We start from the raw sequence: 17015 nt of genomic DNA on the forward strand, positions 1-17015 counted from the left end.
ACGAGCCTGCAGGAGTCGAAGCTGGACAACCTCGGCCACCTGGGCGACATGAACGACCACGACTCGCTGGGCCTGTTCCAGCAGCGCCCGTCCAGTGGTTGGGGTACGCCGGAGCAGATCACCGACCCCGCCTACTCGACCACGGCGTTCCTCAAGGGCCTGCGCCAGGTTGATGGTTGGCAGGACATGCCCCTGACCGAGGCCGCGCAGACCGTCCAGGTGTCGGCTTACCCCGACGCGTACGCCCAGTGGGAGCAGCAGGCCACCGACCTGGTCGCCCAGTACTGGAACAGCTGACACCACCGCACCACCGCATGACACTGACCGCTGGCCGGCACCCGCAACCCGGGTGCCGGCCAGCGGCGTTTCTGGGTCTGGCCGGCGTGTGGGGGTCACGACGCGACGCGCCGCCCGCTGCGCGACCACCCCTGCCAGAGGGCGGACGCTCGGAGATCTTGGACAGTTTCCGTTACGCGAGAACGGAAACTGTCCAAGATCTCGCCGCCGGCGAAGGCGCCGGCACGGGGGAGGCAACGGTGACACCGAAGGTCGTCGACCCGCCCACGATGCCCCGCCCAGGGATCTCCGCACCGATGACCTCAGCGAGGGACCCCGAGCCGCTCGGACCGGTGACGCTGCGGCACCCGACGGGCGGCGCGGGTGGCGAGCGCCCCGGCGACGAGCGCGGTCAGCACCCCGACCAGTTGGATCGCCTGTCCGGTCGCCACGTCGGCCCCGTGCCGCCCGAGCAGGTTGTCCACCCCGGTCGGGCTGATCAGGAACCCGACGGCCACGAACAGACCCAACAGCGCGCCCACCACAGGTGACCAGCGCCAGGGCGCGAGCGCGACGAACAGGGCACCGGCCAACAGGATGATCATCCCGGGCGGTACGGCGATGGGGAAATCGACCCCGGCCGCCCACAGCACGCCGATGCCCGTGGCACCCACGACGAGGCCGGCGATGGTGAACGTTCGTGCGGTAACAGTCATGGCTTCACCCTGTCCCGACACGGTCCGGTCCGCGTCCGCCAGGTGGCGTCATCGGGGATACGGCAGGCTGCGTACGCCGGTCACGGATCGTGGACGGTTGCCGCGACGGCCGGTCAGCGGACGTTGACGGTGACGGTGTGCCAGCCGGTGGCGCCGTCCGGGACGACGCCCTGCGTACGCTCGGTCTGGGTTTCGCCTGTCGCGTCCGTCGCACGGACCTGGAGCCGGTGCTCACCCGGCGTGGCGTCCCAACGCCAGGACCACTGCACCCAGGTGTCCACCGACACCGTCGGGGCCAACTCCGCCTGCTGCCAGTCGCCGCCGTCGACGCGTACCTCGACTCGGCTGATGCCCCGGTGCTGCGCCCAGGCCACACCGGCGACGGTGATCGGGCCGGTGGTCAGCCGGTTACGACTCCGGGGCGCGTCGATCCGCGACTGGGTCTTGATCGGCCCCTGGGCGGACCAGCCGCGCGGCACCCAGTACGCGTCGAAGTCGGCGAACCGGGTCAGTTCCAGCTCGGTCACCCATTTGCAGGCTGACACGTAACCGTAGAGGCCGGGCACCACCATCCGGACCGGGAAGCCGTGCTCGACCGGCAGTGGCTCACCGTTCATGCCGACCGCCAACAGCGCGTCCCGCCCGTCGCGCAAGGCGGCGGTGGGGGTGCCGCAGGTCCAGCCGTCGACCGACCGGCCGACGACCTGGTCGGCATCGTCGTCCGGGTCGACCTCGTCCAGCAACTCCCGAAGGGGTACGCCGAGCCAGCGGGCGTTGCCGATCAGGTCCCCGCCCACCTCGTTGGAGACGCAGGCCAGCGTGACGTACCGCTCGACCAGTGGACGGGCCAGCAGATCCGCGTAGCTGTAGGTCCGCTCGGTGCCGACCCGCCCGTGGATACGCAGCCGCCAGGTGTCCGGATCCACCTGGGGCACCACCAGTGCGGTGTCGATCCGGTAGAACTCGAAGTTCGAGGTGACGTACGGCGCGAGTTGTGTCAGTGCGAGGTCCGCGCCGGCCGGCACGGCCGGTGCGGGGGCCACGGGCGCGGGCAGTCGGATCGCCTCCCGGGCGGCGGACACCCCGCGCCGCCCGGCAAGCCAGCGCCCACCGAGACCGGCCACCACGGCCGTGCCGAGCAGCGCCCCGCTCCCGGCGAGGAACCGTCGCCGCGAGTCCGGGTCCACGTCGGCAGGCCCGACCGGCTCCTTCGCCGATACGGATTGCCCGCCCGGAGGCACCGGCGCGGCGGGCGACACCGGCGCGGCAGGCGGCACGGTCGGTGTGGGTGGTGACCAGGGCCAGGGGTCCAGCTCGAACGGGCCGGCGATGAACAACCAGAGCACCAGGGCGCCGAGCCCGGCACCGACAAGCGACGGCAGCGCATCGGCCGCGTCGGCACCGGAGCGGGTCACGGCGGCGGCCACGCCGATGACACCGAACGCGGCGATGCCGGCAAGTCCGAATGCCAGTCGCCGGATCGCCAGCATGCCGAACAGTGCGGCGAACGCTGCGAGCAGCAGGCCGGTGCCGACCAGCAGTGCGATCTTGTCAGCGGTGCCGAAAAGGTCGATGGCGAGTTGCTTCAGCGACTCGGGAACGGCGTCGACGACCACCCCGCCGACCGCGACCAGGGGCGCCGACCGGGGGCCGGTCAGCACTGCCACCGGTTCGGCGATTCCGATCGCGACGGCGGCGGCGGTTACTCCAGCCAGCGCGGCGTACCGCCGCGACGTGGTGCTCATCGGCCCAGTGTGCGTGATCATCCGGCCCGGTAGCCAGCAACGTCAGCGTTCGGTAATGACCTGAGCAGACGAACGGGGCGCACCGCCGTACGACGGTGCGCCCCGCGACAGGTGTCGCTACCGGGTCAGAAGCCCGGGCCGTGCTGGTGGCCGTGACCGTGGCCGTGGCCGCCGCCGGCGGCCGGCTCGGCCTGCTCCGGCTTCTCCACCACGAGGCTCTCCGTGGTGAGCAGCAGACCGGCGATCGAGGCGGCGTTGGTGACCGCGTTGCGGGTCACCTTCACCGGGTCGATGATGCCGGCCTTGACCAGGTCGACGTACTCGCCCTTGGCGGCGTCGAGGCCGTTGCCCCAGTCCAGGTCGGCGACCTTCTGCGTCACGACGTAACCGTCGTGACCGGCGTTCTGGGCGATCCAGCGCAGCGGCTCGACGAGCGCCTTGCGCACGACCGAGACACCGACCTTCTCGTCACCGGTGAAGCCCAGGTCGTCGTCGAGGACCGAGCGGATCTGCACCAGGGCGGCGCCGCCGCCGGGCACGGTGCCCTCCTCGACCGCAGCCTTGGTCGCCGCGATGGCGTCCTCGATGCGGTGCTTGCGCTCCTTCATCTCGACCTCGGTGGCGGCGCCAGCCTTGATGACGGCGATGCCACCGGAGAGCTTGGCCAGCCGCTCGGCCAGCTTCTCCCGGTCCCAGTCGGAGTCGGAGGCCTCGATCTCCTTGCGGATCTGGGAGACCCGGTCGGCGACGTCGGCCTTCTGGCCACCGCCGTCGACGATCGTGGTGTTCTCCTTGTCGACCACGACGCGCCGGGCGGTGCCGAGCACCTCCAGGCCGACCTGGTCGATCTTGTAGCCCAGCTCCGGGGCGACCAGCTCGGCGCCCGTGGAGATCGCGATGTCCTGGAGCATCGCCTTGCGCCGGTCACCGAAGCCCGGGGCCTTGACCGCGCAGACCTTGAGGGTCTTGCGCAGCGAGTTGACCACCAGGGTGGAGAGCGCCTGGCCGTCCACGTCCTCGGCGATGATCAGCAGGGGCTTGCTGTTCTGCAGGACCTTCTCCAGCAGCGGCAGAAGCTCCTCGATCGCCGAGATCTTCTGGGTGGTGACCAGGATGTACGCGTCCTCGAGGACGGACTCCTGGCTCTCCAGGTCGGTGACGAAGTTCGGCGAGATGAAGCCCTTGTCGAACTGGAGACCCTCGGTCACGTCCAGCTCGGTGGTGAGCATGGAGCCTTCCTCGACGGTGATGACACCGTCGCGGCCGACCCGCTCCATCGCCTCGGCGATCAGGTCGCCGATCGTGGCGTCCTGCGCGGAGATCGTCGCCACGTTCGCGATCGACTCCTTGCTGGTGACCTCTGCGGCACGGCCGAGCAGCGCCTCGGAGACCTTGGTGGCCGCCGCGTCGATGCCCCGCTTGAGGCCGGCCGGGTTGGTGCCGGCGGTCACGTTGCGCAGACCCTCGCGAACCATCGCCTGGGCGAGCACGGTCGCGGTGGTGGTGCCGTCACCGGCGACGTCGTTGGTCTTGGTCGCCACCTCCTTGACGAGCTGCGCGCCAAGGTTCTCGTACGGGTTGGTGAGCTCGATCTCCTTGGCGATGGTCACACCATCGTTGGTGATCGTCGGCGCACCGAATTTCTTGTCCAGGACGACGTTGCGCCCGCGCGGGCCGAGGGTGACCTTGACCGCGTCCGCGAGGGCGTTGACACCGTGCTCCAGCAGGTGCCGGGCGTCGTCCGAGAAGCTCAGGATCTTCGCCATAAATGTCCCTTCGAAGCGCCATTGCCCCGGCCCGGCGAGCCGGACCGGGGCAGTGGCACTGATCGGTTGCTTACTTCTCGATGACCGCGAGGACGTCGCGGGCGGAGAGCACCAGGTACTCCTCGCCGGCGTACTTGACCTCGGTGCCGCCGTACTTCGAGTAGAGGACGGTGTCGCCGACCTGCACGTCAACCGGAACCCGGTTGCCGTTGTCGTCGACGCGCCCCGGACCCACAGCGAGGACAGTGCCCTCCTGCGGCTTCTCCTTGGCGGTGTCGGGGATCACGATGCCCGACGCCGTGGTGGTCTCAGCCTCGTTCGCCTGGACCACGATGCGGTCCTCGAGCGGCTTGATCGCAACCTTGGTCGCGGTAGTCACGGGCATACCCTCCTGGGGTACTGGTTTCGTTGCTGGTCGGCGGGGCCAACCAGCGTCAATCTGCCTCATGCCACCGGGCGGGGCCGTCGTCGCGGGTGCCGGTCCGCCTGGCGTGCGCACCCGGGTCGTGAGACCCGGAAGCTGGCACCCTCAGGGTGAGAGTGCTAATCGCAGGTTATTCCGTGGCTAGCACTCCGTCAAGGAGAGTGCCAGCGAGTCGCGCCCCGCCAGCCCGATTTCCGGGTCCACCCGGACAATGACGGGGTGGATCTCGATCAGCTGGCGGCGCTGCGTACCCCCGAGGGGTCGGCCGCGCTCACGGCGGCGGCCGGGCTGGCCGGCGGTGATCCGCTGGCCGCGGCGTCGGCCCTGCGCGCGGCCGGGGTGCCGCCGACGCTGGCCGCGGCGGCGCTCACCCAGGCCGAGCTGCGTCACCGGGCGGTCGGCAAGTTCGGTCCGGACGCCGCCGGGATGTTCCTCACCCGCCCCGGGCTGGAGCAGGCCACCCGTCGGGTGGTCGCCGATCGCCGGGCCGCACGGCTGCACGCGGCCGGCGTCCGCACCCTGGCCGACCTGGGCTGCGGCCTCGGCGCGGACGCGCTGGCCGCCGCCCGCGCCGGCATCCGGGTGTACGGCGTGGAGGCCGACCCGGTGACCGCCGCGATGGCCGCCGCAAACGCCGCGGCGGCCGGACTGGACGAGCTGTTCACCGTCGAGTGCGGTGACGCCACCGCGTTCGACGTCTCCCGCGTCGACGGGGTCTTCTGCGACCCGGCCCGCCGCACCAGCGGCACCGGACGACGGATCTTCGACCCGCGCGCCTACTCGCCACCCTGGGATTTCGTGACCGGGCTGGCCGAGCGGGTGCCGCGCACCGTGGTCAAGGTGGCGCCGGGGCTGGACCACGCGCTCATCCCGGCCAGGGCGGAGGCAGAGTGGGTCGGCGTGGACGGCGACCTGGTCGAGGCCGCGCTCTGGTGCGGTGAGCTGGCGGAGGTGCCCCGCCGCGCCACGCTCTACCGGCAGCAGGGCGTCGAGGCTCGCCGCCACCAGCTGACCGGCTCGGGTGCCGACGAGGCGCCGGTCGGGCCGCCCCGGCGCTTCCTGTACGACCCGGACCCGGCGGTGGTCCGCGCGCACCTCGTCGCCGAACTGGCCGGCGAACTGGACGCCACCCTCGGCGACCCGAGCATCGCCTACCTCTACGCCGACCGCCCGACCCGCACCCCGTACGCGCGCTGCCTGGTGATCACCGACGTGCTGCCGTTCTCGCTCAAGCGGCTGCGGGCACTGCTACGCGAGCGCCGGGTGGGTCGGGTGGAGATCCTCAAGCGGGGTTCGGCGCTCACCCCGGAGCAACTCCGGCGGGATCTGCGGCTGACCGGCGACGTCGCGGCGAGCCTGGTACTCACCCGGGTCGCCGGGGCGCCGACCGTGCTGATCGGTCGGCCGGTGGACTAGCGTCGCCGGTGTGGCAGGACAGGGCACGCCGGCGACGGCACTGTTGGTCAGGCGCGGGGTCGCGCATCGCACGCACCCGTACCGGGTGTCGCCGGACGCCCCCAACTACGGTGCGCTGGTGGCGGCGGCGCTGGGCGTGGCACCGGAGCGGGTCTTCAAGTCGTTGGTGACCGAGGTCGACGGCGCGCTCACCGTGGCGGTCGTACCGGTCACCGGCGAGTTGGATCTGAAGGCGCTCGCGGCGGCGGTCGGTGGCAAGCGGGCGGCGCTCGCCGACCGGGCGGTCGCCGAGCGGGCCACCGGCTACGTACGCGGTGGGATCAGTCCGCTCGGGCAGCGCAAGCGACTGCCCACCGTGCTCGACGAATCCGCGTTGGACCTTCCGACGATCTACGTCTCGGCTGGTCGGCGCGGCCTGCAACTCGAACTGGCCGCGCCGGATCTGGTGGCGCTCACCGACGCCCGCACCGCGCCGTTGCAGACCCGCTGACGACTCTCGTTACGTCGACTCCACCGTGGGATACCCGTGGAGTAACAGTCGCGTTGCTGAATTGTTATCGCTGCCAACAAACTGGGTACCTGCGCGGTCTTGTGGAGGCGGTGTGACGCGCAATACGTTGCCGGACACAACAAAAACAACACCTCCCCCACCCCCGAAAGGACCCTGCACATGCGTAAGGGGATCCTCACCATCGCCGCCGTGGGCCTGCTCACGACCGGCGGCTTGACCGCCTGTGGCGACGACTCCGGCGACAAGGCCGCCTCCGCAAAGACTCCCAAGATCGGCGTGATCCTCCCGGACAGCAAGTCCTCGCCACGGTGGGAGACTGCGGACCGTCGATTCCTGGAAGAGGCGTTCAAGACCGCCGGCGTCCAGTACGACATTCAAAACGCCCAGAACGACAAGGCCGCCTTCCAGACCATCGCCGACCAGATGATCACCAGTGGCGTCACCGCCCTCATGATCGTCAACCTGGACTCCGGCACCGGCAAGGCCGTGCTCGACAAGGCCAAGTCGCAGGGCGTCGCCACCATCGACTACGACCGGCTCACCCTCGGCGGCTCCGCCCAGTACTACGTCAGCTTCGACAACGAGACCGTCGGCAAGCTCCAGGGCGAGGGCCTGGCGAAGTGCCTGACCGACAAGGGTGCCAAGAACCCGGTCGTGGCGTACCTGAACGGCTCCCCCACCGACAACAACGCCACCCTGTTCAAGGCCGGCTACGACTCGGTGCTCAAGCCGAAGTTCGACTCGAAGGAATACACCAAGGGCCCGGACGACGCCGTGCCGGGCTGGGACGGCCCCACCGCCGCGACCATCTTCGAGCAGCAGCTCACCGCGACCAAGGGCAAGATCGACGGCGTGCTGGCCGCCAACGACACTCTCGGCAACGCCGCCATCTCGATCCTGAAGAAGAACAAGATCAACGGCAAGGTGCCGGTGACCGGCCAGGACGCCAGCGTCGAGGGCCTGCAGAACATCCTCGCCGGTGACCAGTGCATGACCGTCTACAAGGCCGTCCGGGAAGAGGCCAAGGCCGCCGCGGACCTGGCCATCGCACTGGCCAAGGGCGAGAAGAAGGACACCGGCCAGTCGGTGAAGGACGGTGACCGGGACGTCCCCTCGGTGCTGCTCACCCCGAAGGCCATCTACAAGGACAACGTCAAGGACGTCGTCGCCGACGGCTACGTGACCAAGGAGCAGCTCTGCACCGGGACGTACGCCGCGCTCTGCGCCGACGCCGGCATCAGCTGACGGACGCCGCAGTACCCGCCGGGACGACAATCGCCGCCCGGCACGGGAGCACCCTCCCGTGCCGGGCGGCGCCCGCCGGACGGGCCCCGACCCTCCCCTAAGGAGACCCCCGTGTCCGCGACCCCCCTGCTGGAACTCCGCGGGATCGACAAGAGCTTCGGTCCCGTCCAGGTGCTCCGCGACGTCGCCCTGACCGTCCACCCGGGTGAAGTGACAGCTCTGGTCGGCGACAACGGCGCCGGCAAGTCAACCCTGGTGAAGTGCATCAGCGGCATCCACCCCACCGACGCCGGTGAGTTCCTGTTCAACGGTGAACCGGTGCACATCGGCAGCCCCCGCGACGCCGCCACGCTCGGCATCGAGGTCGTCTACCAGGACCTCGCGCTCTGCGACAACCTGGACATCGTGCAGAACATGTTCCTCGGCCGCGAGCGGCGCAGCGGCATCGTCCTGGACGAGCCGACGATGGAACAGCTCGCCGCCGAAACCCTGGCCGGGCTCTCCATCCGCACCGTCACCTCACTGCGCCAGCACGTGTCGAGCCTCTCCGGCGGCCAGCGCCAGACCGTGGCCATCGCCAAGGCGGTGCTGTGGAACAGCAAGCTGGTCATCCTGGACGAGCCGACCGCCGCACTGGGCGTGGCACAGACCGCCCAGGTGCTCGAACTGGTCCGCCGCCTCGCCGACAACGGCCTGGCCGTGGTGCTCATCTCGCACAACATGAACGACGTCTTCGCCGTCTCCGACCGGATCGCCGCGCTGTACCTCGGCCAGATGGTCGCCCAGGTGAAGACCACCGACATCACGCATGCCCAGGTGGTCGAGCTGATCACCGCCGGGCGCTCGGGCGGGCTCGGCCTCGCCACCGACCCGGGCAGCAACGGCGACGGCCCGCAGCCGGCCGACTCGATCTCAGGAGGCGCCCGATGACCACCACCGCCGTGCGGAAGGACGGCCCCGCGGCCGTCACACCGCCGCCGACCGTCGGGGGCCACGTCCGCAACTACCTGAGTCGGGTACGCGGTGGCGACGTCGGCGCACTACCGGCCGTGCTCGGCCTGATCGTGCTCTGCACCGTCTTCGCGATCATGCGGCCGTCGTCGTTCCTGTCGGCCGGCAACTTCGCCAACCTCTTCACCCAGGGCGCGGCGGTCACGCTCATCGCGATGGGCCTGGTCTTCGTACTGCTGCTCGGCGAGATCGACCTCTCCGCCGGCTTCGCCAGCGGCGTCTGCGCGGCGGTACTGGCCAACGTGGTCACCGTGCTCGGCTACCCCTGGTGGGTCGCCGTGCTCGCCGCGGTCGCCACCGGCGTGGTCATCGGCACCACGCTCGGGTTGCTGGTCGCGAAGATCGGCATTCCGTCCTTCGTGGTCACTCTCGCCGGCTTCCTCGCCTTCCAGGGCGTCGTGCTGCTGCTCGTGCAGGAGGGCACCAACATCTCCGTCCGCGACGAGGTGCTGGTCGCCATCGCCAACCGTAACCTCGCTCCCGCGCTGGGCTGGGCGCTCACCGCTCTCGCGGTCGTCGGCTACGCGGCGGTGCAACTGCTGCGTTACCGCAACCGCGCGGCCCGTGGTCTGACCACCGACCCGATCGCGGTGGTCGCGTTGCGGATCGGCGGGCTCGCCGTCATCCTCGGCACGGCGATGTACGTCCTCAACCTCGAGCGCAGCCGCAACGTGCTGATCGTCTCGCTCAAGGGTGTGCCGATCGTGGTGCCGATCATCGCGGTGCTGCTGGTCATCTGGACCTTCGTGCTGCAACGCACCAGCTACGGCCGGCACATCTACGCCGTGGGCGGCAACCGGGAAGCGGCTCGCAGGGCCGGTATCGGCGTCGACCGGATCCGGATCTCGGTCTTCGTGATCTGCTCCTCCATGGCCGCCATCGGTGGCATCGTGGCGGCCAGCCGGGCCAACTCCGTCGACCCGAACACCGGGGGCAGTAACGTACTGCTCTACGCGGTCGGCGCGGCGGTGATCGGAGGCACCAGCCTCTTCGGTGGCAAGGGCCGTGTCCTCGACGCCGTACTCGGCGGCGCGGTGGTCGCGGTCATCGAAAACGGAATGGGCCTGATGGGTTACAGCGCGGGAGTCAAGTACGTGGTGACCGGCGTCGTGCTGCTCCTCGCCGCCAGTGTCGACGCGCTCTCCCGCCGCCGCGCGGCAGCCACCGGCACCCGCTGACCGCGCGGGAGGTAGCACCACGATGCGCCCAGGACCGAGTCAGGACGACGTGCGACGGCAGAACCTCGGTGCCCTGCTGCGACACGTACACGTCCACGGGCCGACGACGCGCGCCGAACTGACCACCACGCTGGGCCTCAACCGCAGCACCATCGGCGCGCTCACCGCCGACCTGTCCGCAGTGGGACTGGTCAGCGAGGGAGCGCCAAAGGAAACCGGCCGGGCCGGCCGACCGTCACTTGTCGTCCGGCCCGCGTCGGCCCGGGTGTACGCGTACGCGTACTCCGTGGAGGTGGACCGGTTGCGCGCGGCCCGGATCGGGCTGGGTGGCGCGGTCCTGGACCGCCGGGAGCTGGACCGGCCCCGCGGCCTGCTGGCCGCGGAGGCCGCGCCGCTGCTGGCCGGCGCGCTCAAGGAGATGCAGCAGACGGTGCCGCGCGACGCGATCTGCGTCGGTGCCGGCGTCGCGGTCTGCGGCATGGTCCGCCGCAACGACGGCCTGGTGCGGCTCGGCCCGACCACCGGCTGGGTGGACGAGCCGATCGGCGCGGCGCTCGCCGCCGAGCTGGGCATCGAGGTGCCGGTCACGGTGGGCAACGTGGCGGACGTCGCGGCGTTCGCCGAGCACGCGCGCGGGGTGGCGGCCGGCTGCGACAACGTCCTCTATCTGTACGGCGACGTCGGCGTGGGCGCCGGCATCATCGCCGGTGGCCGGCGGCTGACCGGGCACGGTGGGTACGGCGGCGAGGTCGGCCACATGAAGGTGGTCCTCGACGGCAGGCCCTGTGAGTGTGGCTCCCGGGGCTGCTGGGAGACCGAGATCGGCGAGCACGGTCTGCTCCGTGCCGCGGGACGCTCCGACGCCCGAGGTCACGACGCGCTGCTGGCCGTGTTCGACGCCGCCGACCGCGGTGACGCCCGCGCCCAGACCGCGGTCCGCCAGGCCGGTGACTGGCTCGGCTTCGGGCTGGCCAACCTGGTGAACGTCTTCAACCCGGAGATGGTCATCTTCGGCGGCACCATGCGCGACCTCTACCTCGCGTCGGCGGCCCAGGTTCGCAGCCGGCTCAACTCCAACGCGCTCGCCGCCTGCCTGGAGCACGTCCGGTTGCGTACGCCGAAGTTGGGCGAGGACGCCCCCCTGATCGGGGCCGCCGAGTTGGCCTTCGAACGACTCCTCGCCGATCCCCTCGACGTGGGCTGACCCGCGTACGCTGTCCAGCGTGGATGTCGAGCTGCGCGCTTCCGACGACGACCGCAACCGGGTGGTCGCCGAGCTGCACCGGCACACCGCGGCGGGCCGGCTGACCCTCGACGAGTTCTCCGATCGGTGCGGTGCGGTGTGGACGGCGCGCACCCTCGGTGACCTGGCCGCCCTGACCCGCGACCTGCCGGTCCTGCCCGACCCGACAGTCGACAGCGAGCCCGTCGGGCAGGGGCGTCGGGAGCTGCTGATGCTCTTCGCCGCCGCCGCTCTCACCCTGCTGCTGCTCGGCGGCTTCCTCGCCGTCACCCGCGGATCCGCCTGACCCGCTTCCCGCTGATCCGCCTCGCCCTCCGATGAACTGATCGCGTGATCAGTCCGTACCAGTGGTCGGACGGGCAGCCGGCAGGATCTGGCTGCCCGGTCCAGACGCGTTTCGGTCCGGACCGAGGAGGCCCCACAGACATGGCACCGCTGAGATCCGCCCATCGCCGACTGGGCAACCGGACCCACCGAGCGGCGCTGCTGCTCATCGCGATCGTCGCGGCGGTCGGTGTCCTGCCCGGCGTGGCCATTGCCGCGCCCGCCGGTGGTCAGCAGCTCAACGCCGCCGACATGACACTGCTCAACGGGGTCCGGTTGGCCGGGCTGTGGGAGATGCCCGCCGGCCAGATGGCCGCCGAGAAGGGCCAGTCGGCAAAGGTCCGGGAGATCGGCGCCGGCATCGCCAGCGAGCACCAGCGGCTCGACCAGCTCACGGTGGACGCGGCGAACAAGTTGGGCGCGAGCATCCCCAGCGAGCCGACAGCCGAGCAGAAGGGCTGGCTGGCCGAGATGCAGAAGGCCTCCGGCGCCCGCTTCGACCAGATCTTCGTCACCCGGCTCCGGGTCGCCCACGGCAAGATCTTCCCGGTGATCGGCGCGGTCCGGGCCAGCACCCGGGACGCCACCGTCCGCAAGCTCTGCGAGGACGCCAACACGTTCGTCCAGCACCACATGCAGATGCTGGAGAGCACCGGGCTGGTCCGCTGGCCGGAGCTGCCGCCGGCCGCGCTGCCCGCCCCCGGTGAGGACGGCCTGTTGGCTGCCGCCGCCGCGAACGCCGGTCCGCAGGTCGGGGTCAGCAGCACCGTCGTCTGGCTGGTCTTCCTCGCCGCGCTGGGCACCGGCGGAATCGCCACCTACCGGATGCTGCGCCGCAGCTGAGCACCGCTCGTTGGTGGCTCGCGTCAGCGGTCGACCTGGGTGAAGTCCCAGGAGTGCGGAGCGCGGGCCACCAGCAGGGCGGGCGGATCGGGCAGCGGGCGCGGGGTACTGCGCCACTTGGAGATGACCACCACCCGGTGGTCGGTGGAGGAGAAGACCTCGCTGGAGACGTGGAGCGGGTCGTGCTCCAACTCGGGCAGTGCGGTCTCGCACACCCAGGTGATCAGGTCGGCGACGCCGTACGCCTCGGCGCGTGCCTCCCACATCCGTACGATCATGTCCGGCGCTCCCGTCACACGCTGACCGTGGTCAACGGCAGTGCCGAGTCGGCCGGCAGATCCAGTCGGCTGGGCGCGACCCCGGCGGCCACCAGGTGCGACCCGAGCGCCGCCACCATCGCGCCGTTGTCGGTGCACAGCTTCGGCCGGGGCACCCGGACCTGGATGCCGTACTTCTCGGCTCGCTGCTCGGCCATCGCCCGCAGCCGCGAATTGGCCGCCACTCCCCCGCCGATCACCAACGTGTCGATGCCCTGCGCGCGGCAGGCGGCGAGCGCCTTGCTGGTCAGGACGTCGCAGACCGCCTCCTGGAAGGACGCGGACACGTCGGCCACCGGCACCGGCTCGCCGGCCCGCTCGCGCGCCTCGACCCACCGGGCCACCGCCGTCTTCAGCCCGGAGAACGAGAAGTCGTACCGGTGGGCGGCGAGATCCTTCGCGGCGGTCAGGCCGCGCGGGAACGCGATCGCGGCGGCGTCGCCGGCCCGAGCCTCCCGGTCGATCGGTGGGCCGCCCGGAAACGGCAGCCCGAGCAGCCGGGCGACCTTGTCGAACGCCTCGCCGGCCGCGTCGTCGATGGTGGCGCCCAGCGGGGTGACACCCCGGGCCAGGTCGTCGACGAGCAGCAGGGACGAGTGTCCGCCGGACACCAGCAGCGCGATGGCGGGTTCGGGCAGCGGACCGTGTTCGAGGGTGTCCACCGCGACGTGGGCGGCGAGATGGTTCACGCCGTACACGGGCTTCTCGGCGGCGAGCGCGTACCCCTTGGCGGCGGCGACACCGACCAGGAGCGCGCCGGCCAGCCCCGGCCCGGAGGTGACCGCGATCGCGTCGATGTCGGCAAGGGTCACGCCGGCCTCGGTCAGGGCCCGGTCCATGGTCGGCACGATGGCCTCCAGGTGTGCCCGACTGGCCACCTCGGGCACCACACCCCCGAACCGGGCGTGCTCCTCGACGCTGGAGGCGAGCGCGTCGGCCAGCAGGGTGTGCCCCCGCACGATGCCGACGCCGGTCTCGTCGCAGGAGGTCTCGATTCCCAGGATCAGCGGTTCGTCAGCCATGGTGGTGTGGTCCGTCCCCGGTCGGCTCGGCGTCGCGCCGCATCACCAGCGCGTCGGTGTTGCTCGGTTGGTAGTAGCCGCGCCGCACCCCGACCGGCTCGAACCCGTACGTCGCGTAGAGCCGCTGGGCTGCGGCGTTGTCCACGGCGACCTCCAACAGGGTGCTGCGGGCGTCACGTCGGGCCGCCTCGGCGAGCAGTTCCTCCAGCAGGGCGCGGCCCACACCGCGCCGCTGGGCGTCCCGGCGGACGGCGATGTTCTGGACCCACACCTCACCCGGCGGAACACCGGCGAGCCCGGCGTAACCGAGCACCGCGCCGTCCGCGTCGACGGCGACCCGGTAGTGGTGCCCGTTTGCCAACTCGTTCCAGAACATGGCCGGCGACCACTGCTCGGCGCCGAAGAGGTCAGCCTCGATCGGTAGCACGTCGTCGATGTGCCACCAGCGGAACGGTTCGAGTCGTACCGCCGTCATGGCAGGACCGGTTTGCGGCCGGTCGCCACCACCGCGTCGGGCCGGCGCAGGTAGAGCGGGGTGAGCCGCTCACTGGCCGCACCTGCTCGGATCCGTTCGGCGGCAAGCAGCGCCAGCACGGTGGCGTCCGGGTACCGCGGCTCGACCCGGACGGGCAACTCCAGGGCCTCGGCGTACCGGTGCGCCCCATCGCCCACCGCGATCGTCGCGCCCAACTCCCGGGCGCGCGCGGCGGCGACCGCCGGCGTGGACACCTCGGGGCCGACGATCCGCTCCCCGGCACCGTCGTAGACGGCCCAGTACAGCTCCTTGCGCCGGGCGTCGCTGGCGGCCAACACCGGCTCACCGGACGCCGCCGGGTAGCCGATGCCGTCGAGCGAGCACACGCCGTACGTGGGGATGCCGAGCACCTGGCCCATCGTCGCGGCCGTGACGAGGCCGACCCGCAACCCGGTGAACGGCCCCGGGCCGAGCCCGGCAACGATGGCGGCCAGGTCACGCGGGCGCGCGTCGACATCGGCGAGGACCGCGTCCACCTGGGGCGCGAGCAGTTCGCCGTGCGCGCGGGCGTCGACCGTGCACCGGTACGCCCGCGACGCCACGCCATCCGCCGAGACCTCCACCAGCGCCGCGGTCACCGCGGGGGTCGAGCTGTCCACCACGAGTACGAGCACGGTAAGCCAGCCTAGCCGCCCCGCCACCGCCCCCGGTCACGCCCCGCCCCGCCACGGTCCTCGGGACGCCCCGTCCACCCGCACCCCGCGGCCCCGCCGGGCGGCGAAGCGGCCGGGAGCGGCCGGAAGCGGCCGGGGAGCGAAGCGGCCGGGAGGGACAACGCCACATCTCCTTTTGAGCGTGATGCCTGTGAGTCATCTTGATGACTCACAGGCATCACGCTCACTGCGATGAGGCCCACCGCCCGCCGCCAGGCCATCGACCGGGGCGGTCCTCGGCCGGATCAGCGGCGAGTCGTCAATATGCCGCAGAGGTATCGCCGGCATTCGGCCTTGGTCCACCATGCCGGGATGCCATCCACTCGCCTTGTCACCCTTCTCGGCGCTACCGTGCGGCAGCAACGACACCTGCGCGAGCTGAGCCAGCGTCAGTTGGCCGCGCTGGCCGGGGTCAGCCAGGCTGCGGTGGCCAGGATCGAACGTGGCGAGCGTGCGCCGACCATCCCGGTGCTGGAACGGATGCTCGCTGCGATGGATGTGCAGCTGACCGTCGGGGTGGAGCCGCTGGACGCGCACCTTGACGCCCGGATGGACGCCCTGGCTGCTCAGCCGATCGCTGAGCGGATCGACGAGCTGGACCTGGATCGGTTGCTGGACCGGCTCAGCGATCTACCCCAGGTGCTCACCGGGAGTACGGCTGCGCTGTTGCAGGGCGCGCCGGTGCCGGTGGAGGCGCTGGAGATCGCCGTGCGATGGCAGGACTCGAAGGTGTTGACCCGCTGGCTGGAGAGGAACTACAGCCAGCGGTGGAACGCTCGCTGGGGCGAGTTCGGCGGGGTGTGGTTGGAGCCCGAGGAGCCCGGCGAACACCGCTGGTCGACCCGGTACGGGGAGATCAGGGCCACGATGTGCGACGAGCTCCCCGAGACGATCGAGGTGCGCCACGGCGACCGGAGTTACCAGGTGGTGCCGCTTGTCGAGCTGGAGCTGACCGAGCCGCGCGCCGCCGATCTGCTACGCCGTTACCGGGACCGGCAATCGGCCAGCGGCGGCTGAACCAACCGCCGGCCGACCTGCGGGCAGCGCGCGCGGCCTGGTGCCAGCTCAGCCTGCGGTGCGCTCCCAGTCGATGGTGGGCAGGCCGGCGTCGGCGAGCGCCTTGTTGGCCGCGCTGAACGGACGGCTGCCGAGGAAGCCACGCGGGTTCATCGGGCTGGGGTGGCCGGCCTCCAGCACCACGTGCTGCGGATTGGTGACCAGCGCCGCCTTCTTGCGGGCGTAGCCACCCCAGAGCAGGAAGACCACCCGGTCCGGCGAGGCGTCCAGCGCCCGGATGGTCGCGTCGGTGAACTCCTCCCAGCCGGCGTTGGCGTGCGAGCCCGGGGTGGCCTGGCGGACGGTCAGCACCGCGTTGAGCAGCAGCACACCCTGGGCGGCCCACCCGTCGAGGTTGCCGCTGCGCGGCTTGGGGACGCCGACGTCCTCGCCCAACTCCTTGAAGACGTTGCGCAACGACGGGGGCACTGTCACCCCGTCCCGGACGCTGAAGCTCAACCCGTGTGCCTGCCCGGCCCGGTGGTACGGGTCCTGCCCGAGGGTCAGCACCCGGGTGCCCTGCGGCGGGCAGAGCCGGTACGCCGAGAACAGGTCCTCGAGAGGCGGGAAGACGGTCTGCGTGGCGTATTCCCGGGCGACGAACTCGGCCAACGCGGCGGTGCGGGCCGCGTCCAGGTGCGGGGTGAGCACGGCACGCCACTGCTCCGGCAACAGGGCCAGCAGGTCAAGGGCGGGGGCATCGTCGGGCATCAGGAACCTCTCACAGCTCGGGT

The 17015-nt window shown here is 71.3% G+C and carries 18 protein-coding genes and 1 pseudogene; 10 read left to right on the forward strand and 9 right to left on the reverse strand.

Going from position 1 to position 17015, the window contains the following annotated elements:
- Window positions 1-297 (forward strand): annotated as a pseudogene (locus tag AB0A90_RS27005) (hypothetical protein); the annotation flags it as partial.
- Window positions 298-599: 302 nt separating this feature from the next.
- Here the strand turns inward: AB0A90_RS27005 and AB0A90_RS27010 are convergent.
- The 4 genes from AB0A90_RS27010 to groES all read right to left on the reverse strand — a co-directional run bounded on the left by AB0A90_RS27010 (window position 600) and on the right by groES (window position 4888).
- On the reverse strand, window positions 600-992 hold the full coding sequence (locus AB0A90_RS27010; protein ID WP_357253454.1) for a hypothetical protein: 393 nt from the start codon (window positions 990-992) through the stop codon (window positions 600-602).
- Between the two features lie 113 nt (window positions 993-1105).
- Window positions 1106-2737 carry a molybdopterin-dependent oxidoreductase gene (locus AB0A90_RS27015; protein ID WP_357253456.1) on the reverse strand — a complete coding sequence of 544 codons (1632 nt, stop codon included), beginning with the start codon at window positions 2735-2737 and terminating at the stop codon, window positions 1106-1108.
- Between the two features lie 125 nt (window positions 2738-2862).
- Entirely contained in the window at window positions 2863-4503 is a 1641-nt protein-coding gene (gene groL / locus AB0A90_RS27020; protein ID WP_357253458.1) for a chaperonin GroEL, read from the reverse strand.
- Between the two features lie 70 nt (window positions 4504-4573).
- Window positions 4574-4888: a co-chaperone GroES gene (gene groES / locus AB0A90_RS27025; protein ID WP_030330046.1), complete on the reverse strand. Its 315-nt coding sequence runs from the start codon at window positions 4886-4888 to the stop codon at window positions 4574-4576.
- A 258-nt stretch (window positions 4889-5146) separates the two neighbouring features.
- Between groES and AB0A90_RS27030 the strand changes: the two genes are divergently transcribed.
- The 8 genes from AB0A90_RS27030 to AB0A90_RS27065 all read left to right on the forward strand — a co-directional run bounded on the left by AB0A90_RS27030 (window position 5147) and on the right by AB0A90_RS27065 (window position 12698).
- Window positions 5147-6343 (forward strand): methyltransferase domain-containing protein, encoded by a 1197-nt coding sequence (locus AB0A90_RS27030; RefSeq protein ID WP_357253460.1) that lies wholly within the window; start codon window positions 5147-5149, stop codon window positions 6341-6343.
- A gap of 10 nt (window positions 6344-6353) precedes the next feature.
- Window positions 6354-6833: a Cys-tRNA(Pro) deacylase gene (ybaK, locus tag AB0A90_RS27035; protein WP_357253462.1), complete on the forward strand. Its 480-nt coding sequence runs from the start codon at window positions 6354-6356 to the stop codon at window positions 6831-6833.
- A gap of 180 nt (window positions 6834-7013) precedes the next feature.
- A complete protein-coding gene (locus tag AB0A90_RS27040) occupies window positions 7014-8099 on the forward strand; it encodes a substrate-binding domain-containing protein (RefSeq protein ID WP_357253464.1) in 1086 nt (361 codons plus the stop codon).
- Window positions 8100-8210: 111 nt separating this feature from the next.
- Entirely contained in the window at window positions 8211-9029 is an 819-nt protein-coding gene (locus tag AB0A90_RS27045) for an ATP-binding cassette domain-containing protein (protein ID WP_357112382.1), read from the forward strand.
- On the forward strand, window positions 9026-10288 hold the full coding sequence (locus tag AB0A90_RS27050) for an ABC transporter permease (protein ID WP_357253467.1): 1263 nt from the start codon (window positions 9026-9028) through the stop codon (window positions 10286-10288). Before AB0A90_RS27045 ends, AB0A90_RS27050 begins: the two co-directional genes overlap by 4 nt.
- Before the next feature lie 22 nt (window positions 10289-10310).
- Window positions 10311-11492: an ROK family protein gene (locus AB0A90_RS27055; protein WP_357253469.1), complete on the forward strand. Its 1182-nt coding sequence runs from the start codon at window positions 10311-10313 to the stop codon at window positions 11490-11492.
- Between the two features lie 19 nt (window positions 11493-11511).
- Window positions 11512-11817 carry a DUF1707 domain-containing protein gene (locus AB0A90_RS27060; RefSeq protein WP_357253471.1) on the forward strand — a complete coding sequence of 102 codons (306 nt, stop codon included), beginning with the start codon at window positions 11512-11514 and terminating at the stop codon, window positions 11815-11817.
- Window positions 11818-11957: 140 nt separating this feature from the next.
- Window positions 11958-12698, forward strand: coding sequence for a DUF4142 domain-containing protein (locus AB0A90_RS27065; RefSeq protein ID WP_357253472.1), 741 nt, complete (start codon window positions 11958-11960; stop codon window positions 12696-12698).
- Between the two features lie 23 nt (window positions 12699-12721).
- On the opposite strand, the gene AB0A90_RS27070 is transcribed toward AB0A90_RS27065, so the two are convergent.
- From AB0A90_RS27070 to tsaB, 4 genes are read right to left on the reverse strand one after another with little or no spacing between them, the layout of a single operon-like run.
- Window positions 12722-12976 carry a hypothetical protein gene (locus AB0A90_RS27070; RefSeq protein WP_357253474.1) on the reverse strand — a complete coding sequence of 85 codons (255 nt, stop codon included), beginning with the start codon at window positions 12974-12976 and terminating at the stop codon, window positions 12722-12724.
- A 14-nt stretch (window positions 12977-12990) separates the two neighbouring features.
- Complete coding sequence (gene tsaD, locus AB0A90_RS27075; RefSeq protein WP_357253476.1) at window positions 12991-14037, reverse strand: tRNA (adenosine(37)-N6)-threonylcarbamoyltransferase complex transferase subunit TsaD; 1047 nt, start codon at window positions 14035-14037, stop codon at window positions 12991-12993.
- Complete coding sequence (gene rimI, locus AB0A90_RS27080; RefSeq protein ID WP_357253478.1) at window positions 14030-14512, reverse strand: ribosomal protein S18-alanine N-acetyltransferase; 483 nt, start codon at window positions 14510-14512, stop codon at window positions 14030-14032. The genes tsaD and rimI overlap by 8 nt, the downstream gene beginning before the upstream one ends.
- Entirely contained in the window at window positions 14509-15186 is a 678-nt protein-coding gene (tsaB, locus tag AB0A90_RS27085) for a tRNA (adenosine(37)-N6)-threonylcarbamoyltransferase complex dimerization subunit type 1 TsaB (RefSeq protein ID WP_357253479.1), read from the reverse strand. Before tsaB ends, rimI begins: the two co-directional genes overlap by 4 nt.
- A gap of 351 nt (window positions 15187-15537) precedes the next feature.
- Here tsaB and AB0A90_RS27090 point away from each other — a divergent pair, with 351 nt between their 5' ends.
- Window positions 15538-16242 carry a helix-turn-helix transcriptional regulator gene (locus AB0A90_RS27090; protein WP_357253481.1) on the forward strand — a complete coding sequence of 235 codons (705 nt, stop codon included), beginning with the start codon at window positions 15538-15540 and terminating at the stop codon, window positions 16240-16242.
- A gap of 48 nt (window positions 16243-16290) precedes the next feature.
- Here AB0A90_RS27090 and ung read toward each other — a convergent pair whose 3' ends face one another.
- A complete protein-coding gene (gene ung, locus AB0A90_RS27095) occupies window positions 16291-16992 on the reverse strand; it encodes a uracil-DNA glycosylase (protein ID WP_357253483.1) in 702 nt (233 codons plus the stop codon).
- Window positions 16993-17015 lie beyond the last annotated feature (23 nt).

The organism is Micromonospora sp. NPDC049204 (assembly GCF_040647935.1).
Lineage (GTDB): Bacteria > Actinomycetota > Actinomycetes > Mycobacteriales > Micromonosporaceae > Micromonospora.

Bases quoted from the DNA above. Each gene is read 5' to 3' on its own strand.
- AB0A90_RS27010 (WP_357253454.1), bottom strand. From the start codon at position 992: ATGACTGTTACCGCACGAACGTTCACCATCGCCGGCCTCGTCGTGGGT.
- rimI (WP_357253478.1), bottom strand. From the start codon at position 14,512: ATGACGGCGGTACGACTCGAACCGTTCCGCTGGTGGCACATCGACGAC.
- AB0A90_RS27055 (WP_357253469.1), top strand. From the start codon at position 10,311: ATGCGCCCAGGACCGAGTCAGGACGACGTGCGACGGCAGAACCTCGGT.
- AB0A90_RS27065 (WP_357253472.1), top strand. From the start codon at position 11,958: ATGGCACCGCTGAGATCCGCCCATCGCCGACTGGGCAACCGGACCCAC.
- ung (WP_357253483.1), bottom strand. From the start codon at position 16,992: ATGCCCGACGATGCCCCCGCCCTTGACCTGCTGGCCCTGTTGCCGGAG.
- tsaD (WP_357253476.1), bottom strand. From the start codon at position 14,037: ATGGCTGACGAACCGCTGATCCTGGGAATCGAGACCTCCTGCGACGAG.
- AB0A90_RS27040 (WP_357253464.1), top strand. From the start codon at position 7,014: ATGCGTAAGGGGATCCTCACCATCGCCGCCGTGGGCCTGCTCACGACC.
- AB0A90_RS27090 (WP_357253481.1), top strand. From the start codon at position 15,538: ATGCCATCCACTCGCCTTGTCACCCTTCTCGGCGCTACCGTGCGGCAG.
- AB0A90_RS27015 (WP_357253456.1), bottom strand. From the start codon at position 2,737: ATGAGCACCACGTCGCGGCGGTACGCCGCGCTGGCTGGAGTAACCGCC.
- groES (WP_030330046.1), bottom strand. From the start codon at position 4,888: ATGCCCGTGACTACCGCGACCAAGGTTGCGATCAAGCCGCTCGAGGAC.
- AB0A90_RS27070 (WP_357253474.1), bottom strand. From the start codon at position 12,976: ATGATCGTACGGATGTGGGAGGCACGCGCCGAGGCGTACGGCGTCGCC.
- AB0A90_RS27050 (WP_357253467.1), top strand. From the start codon at position 9,026: ATGACCACCACCGCCGTGCGGAAGGACGGCCCCGCGGCCGTCACACCG.
- groL (WP_357253458.1), bottom strand. From the start codon at position 4,503: ATGGCGAAGATCCTGAGCTTCTCGGACGACGCCCGGCACCTGCTGGAG.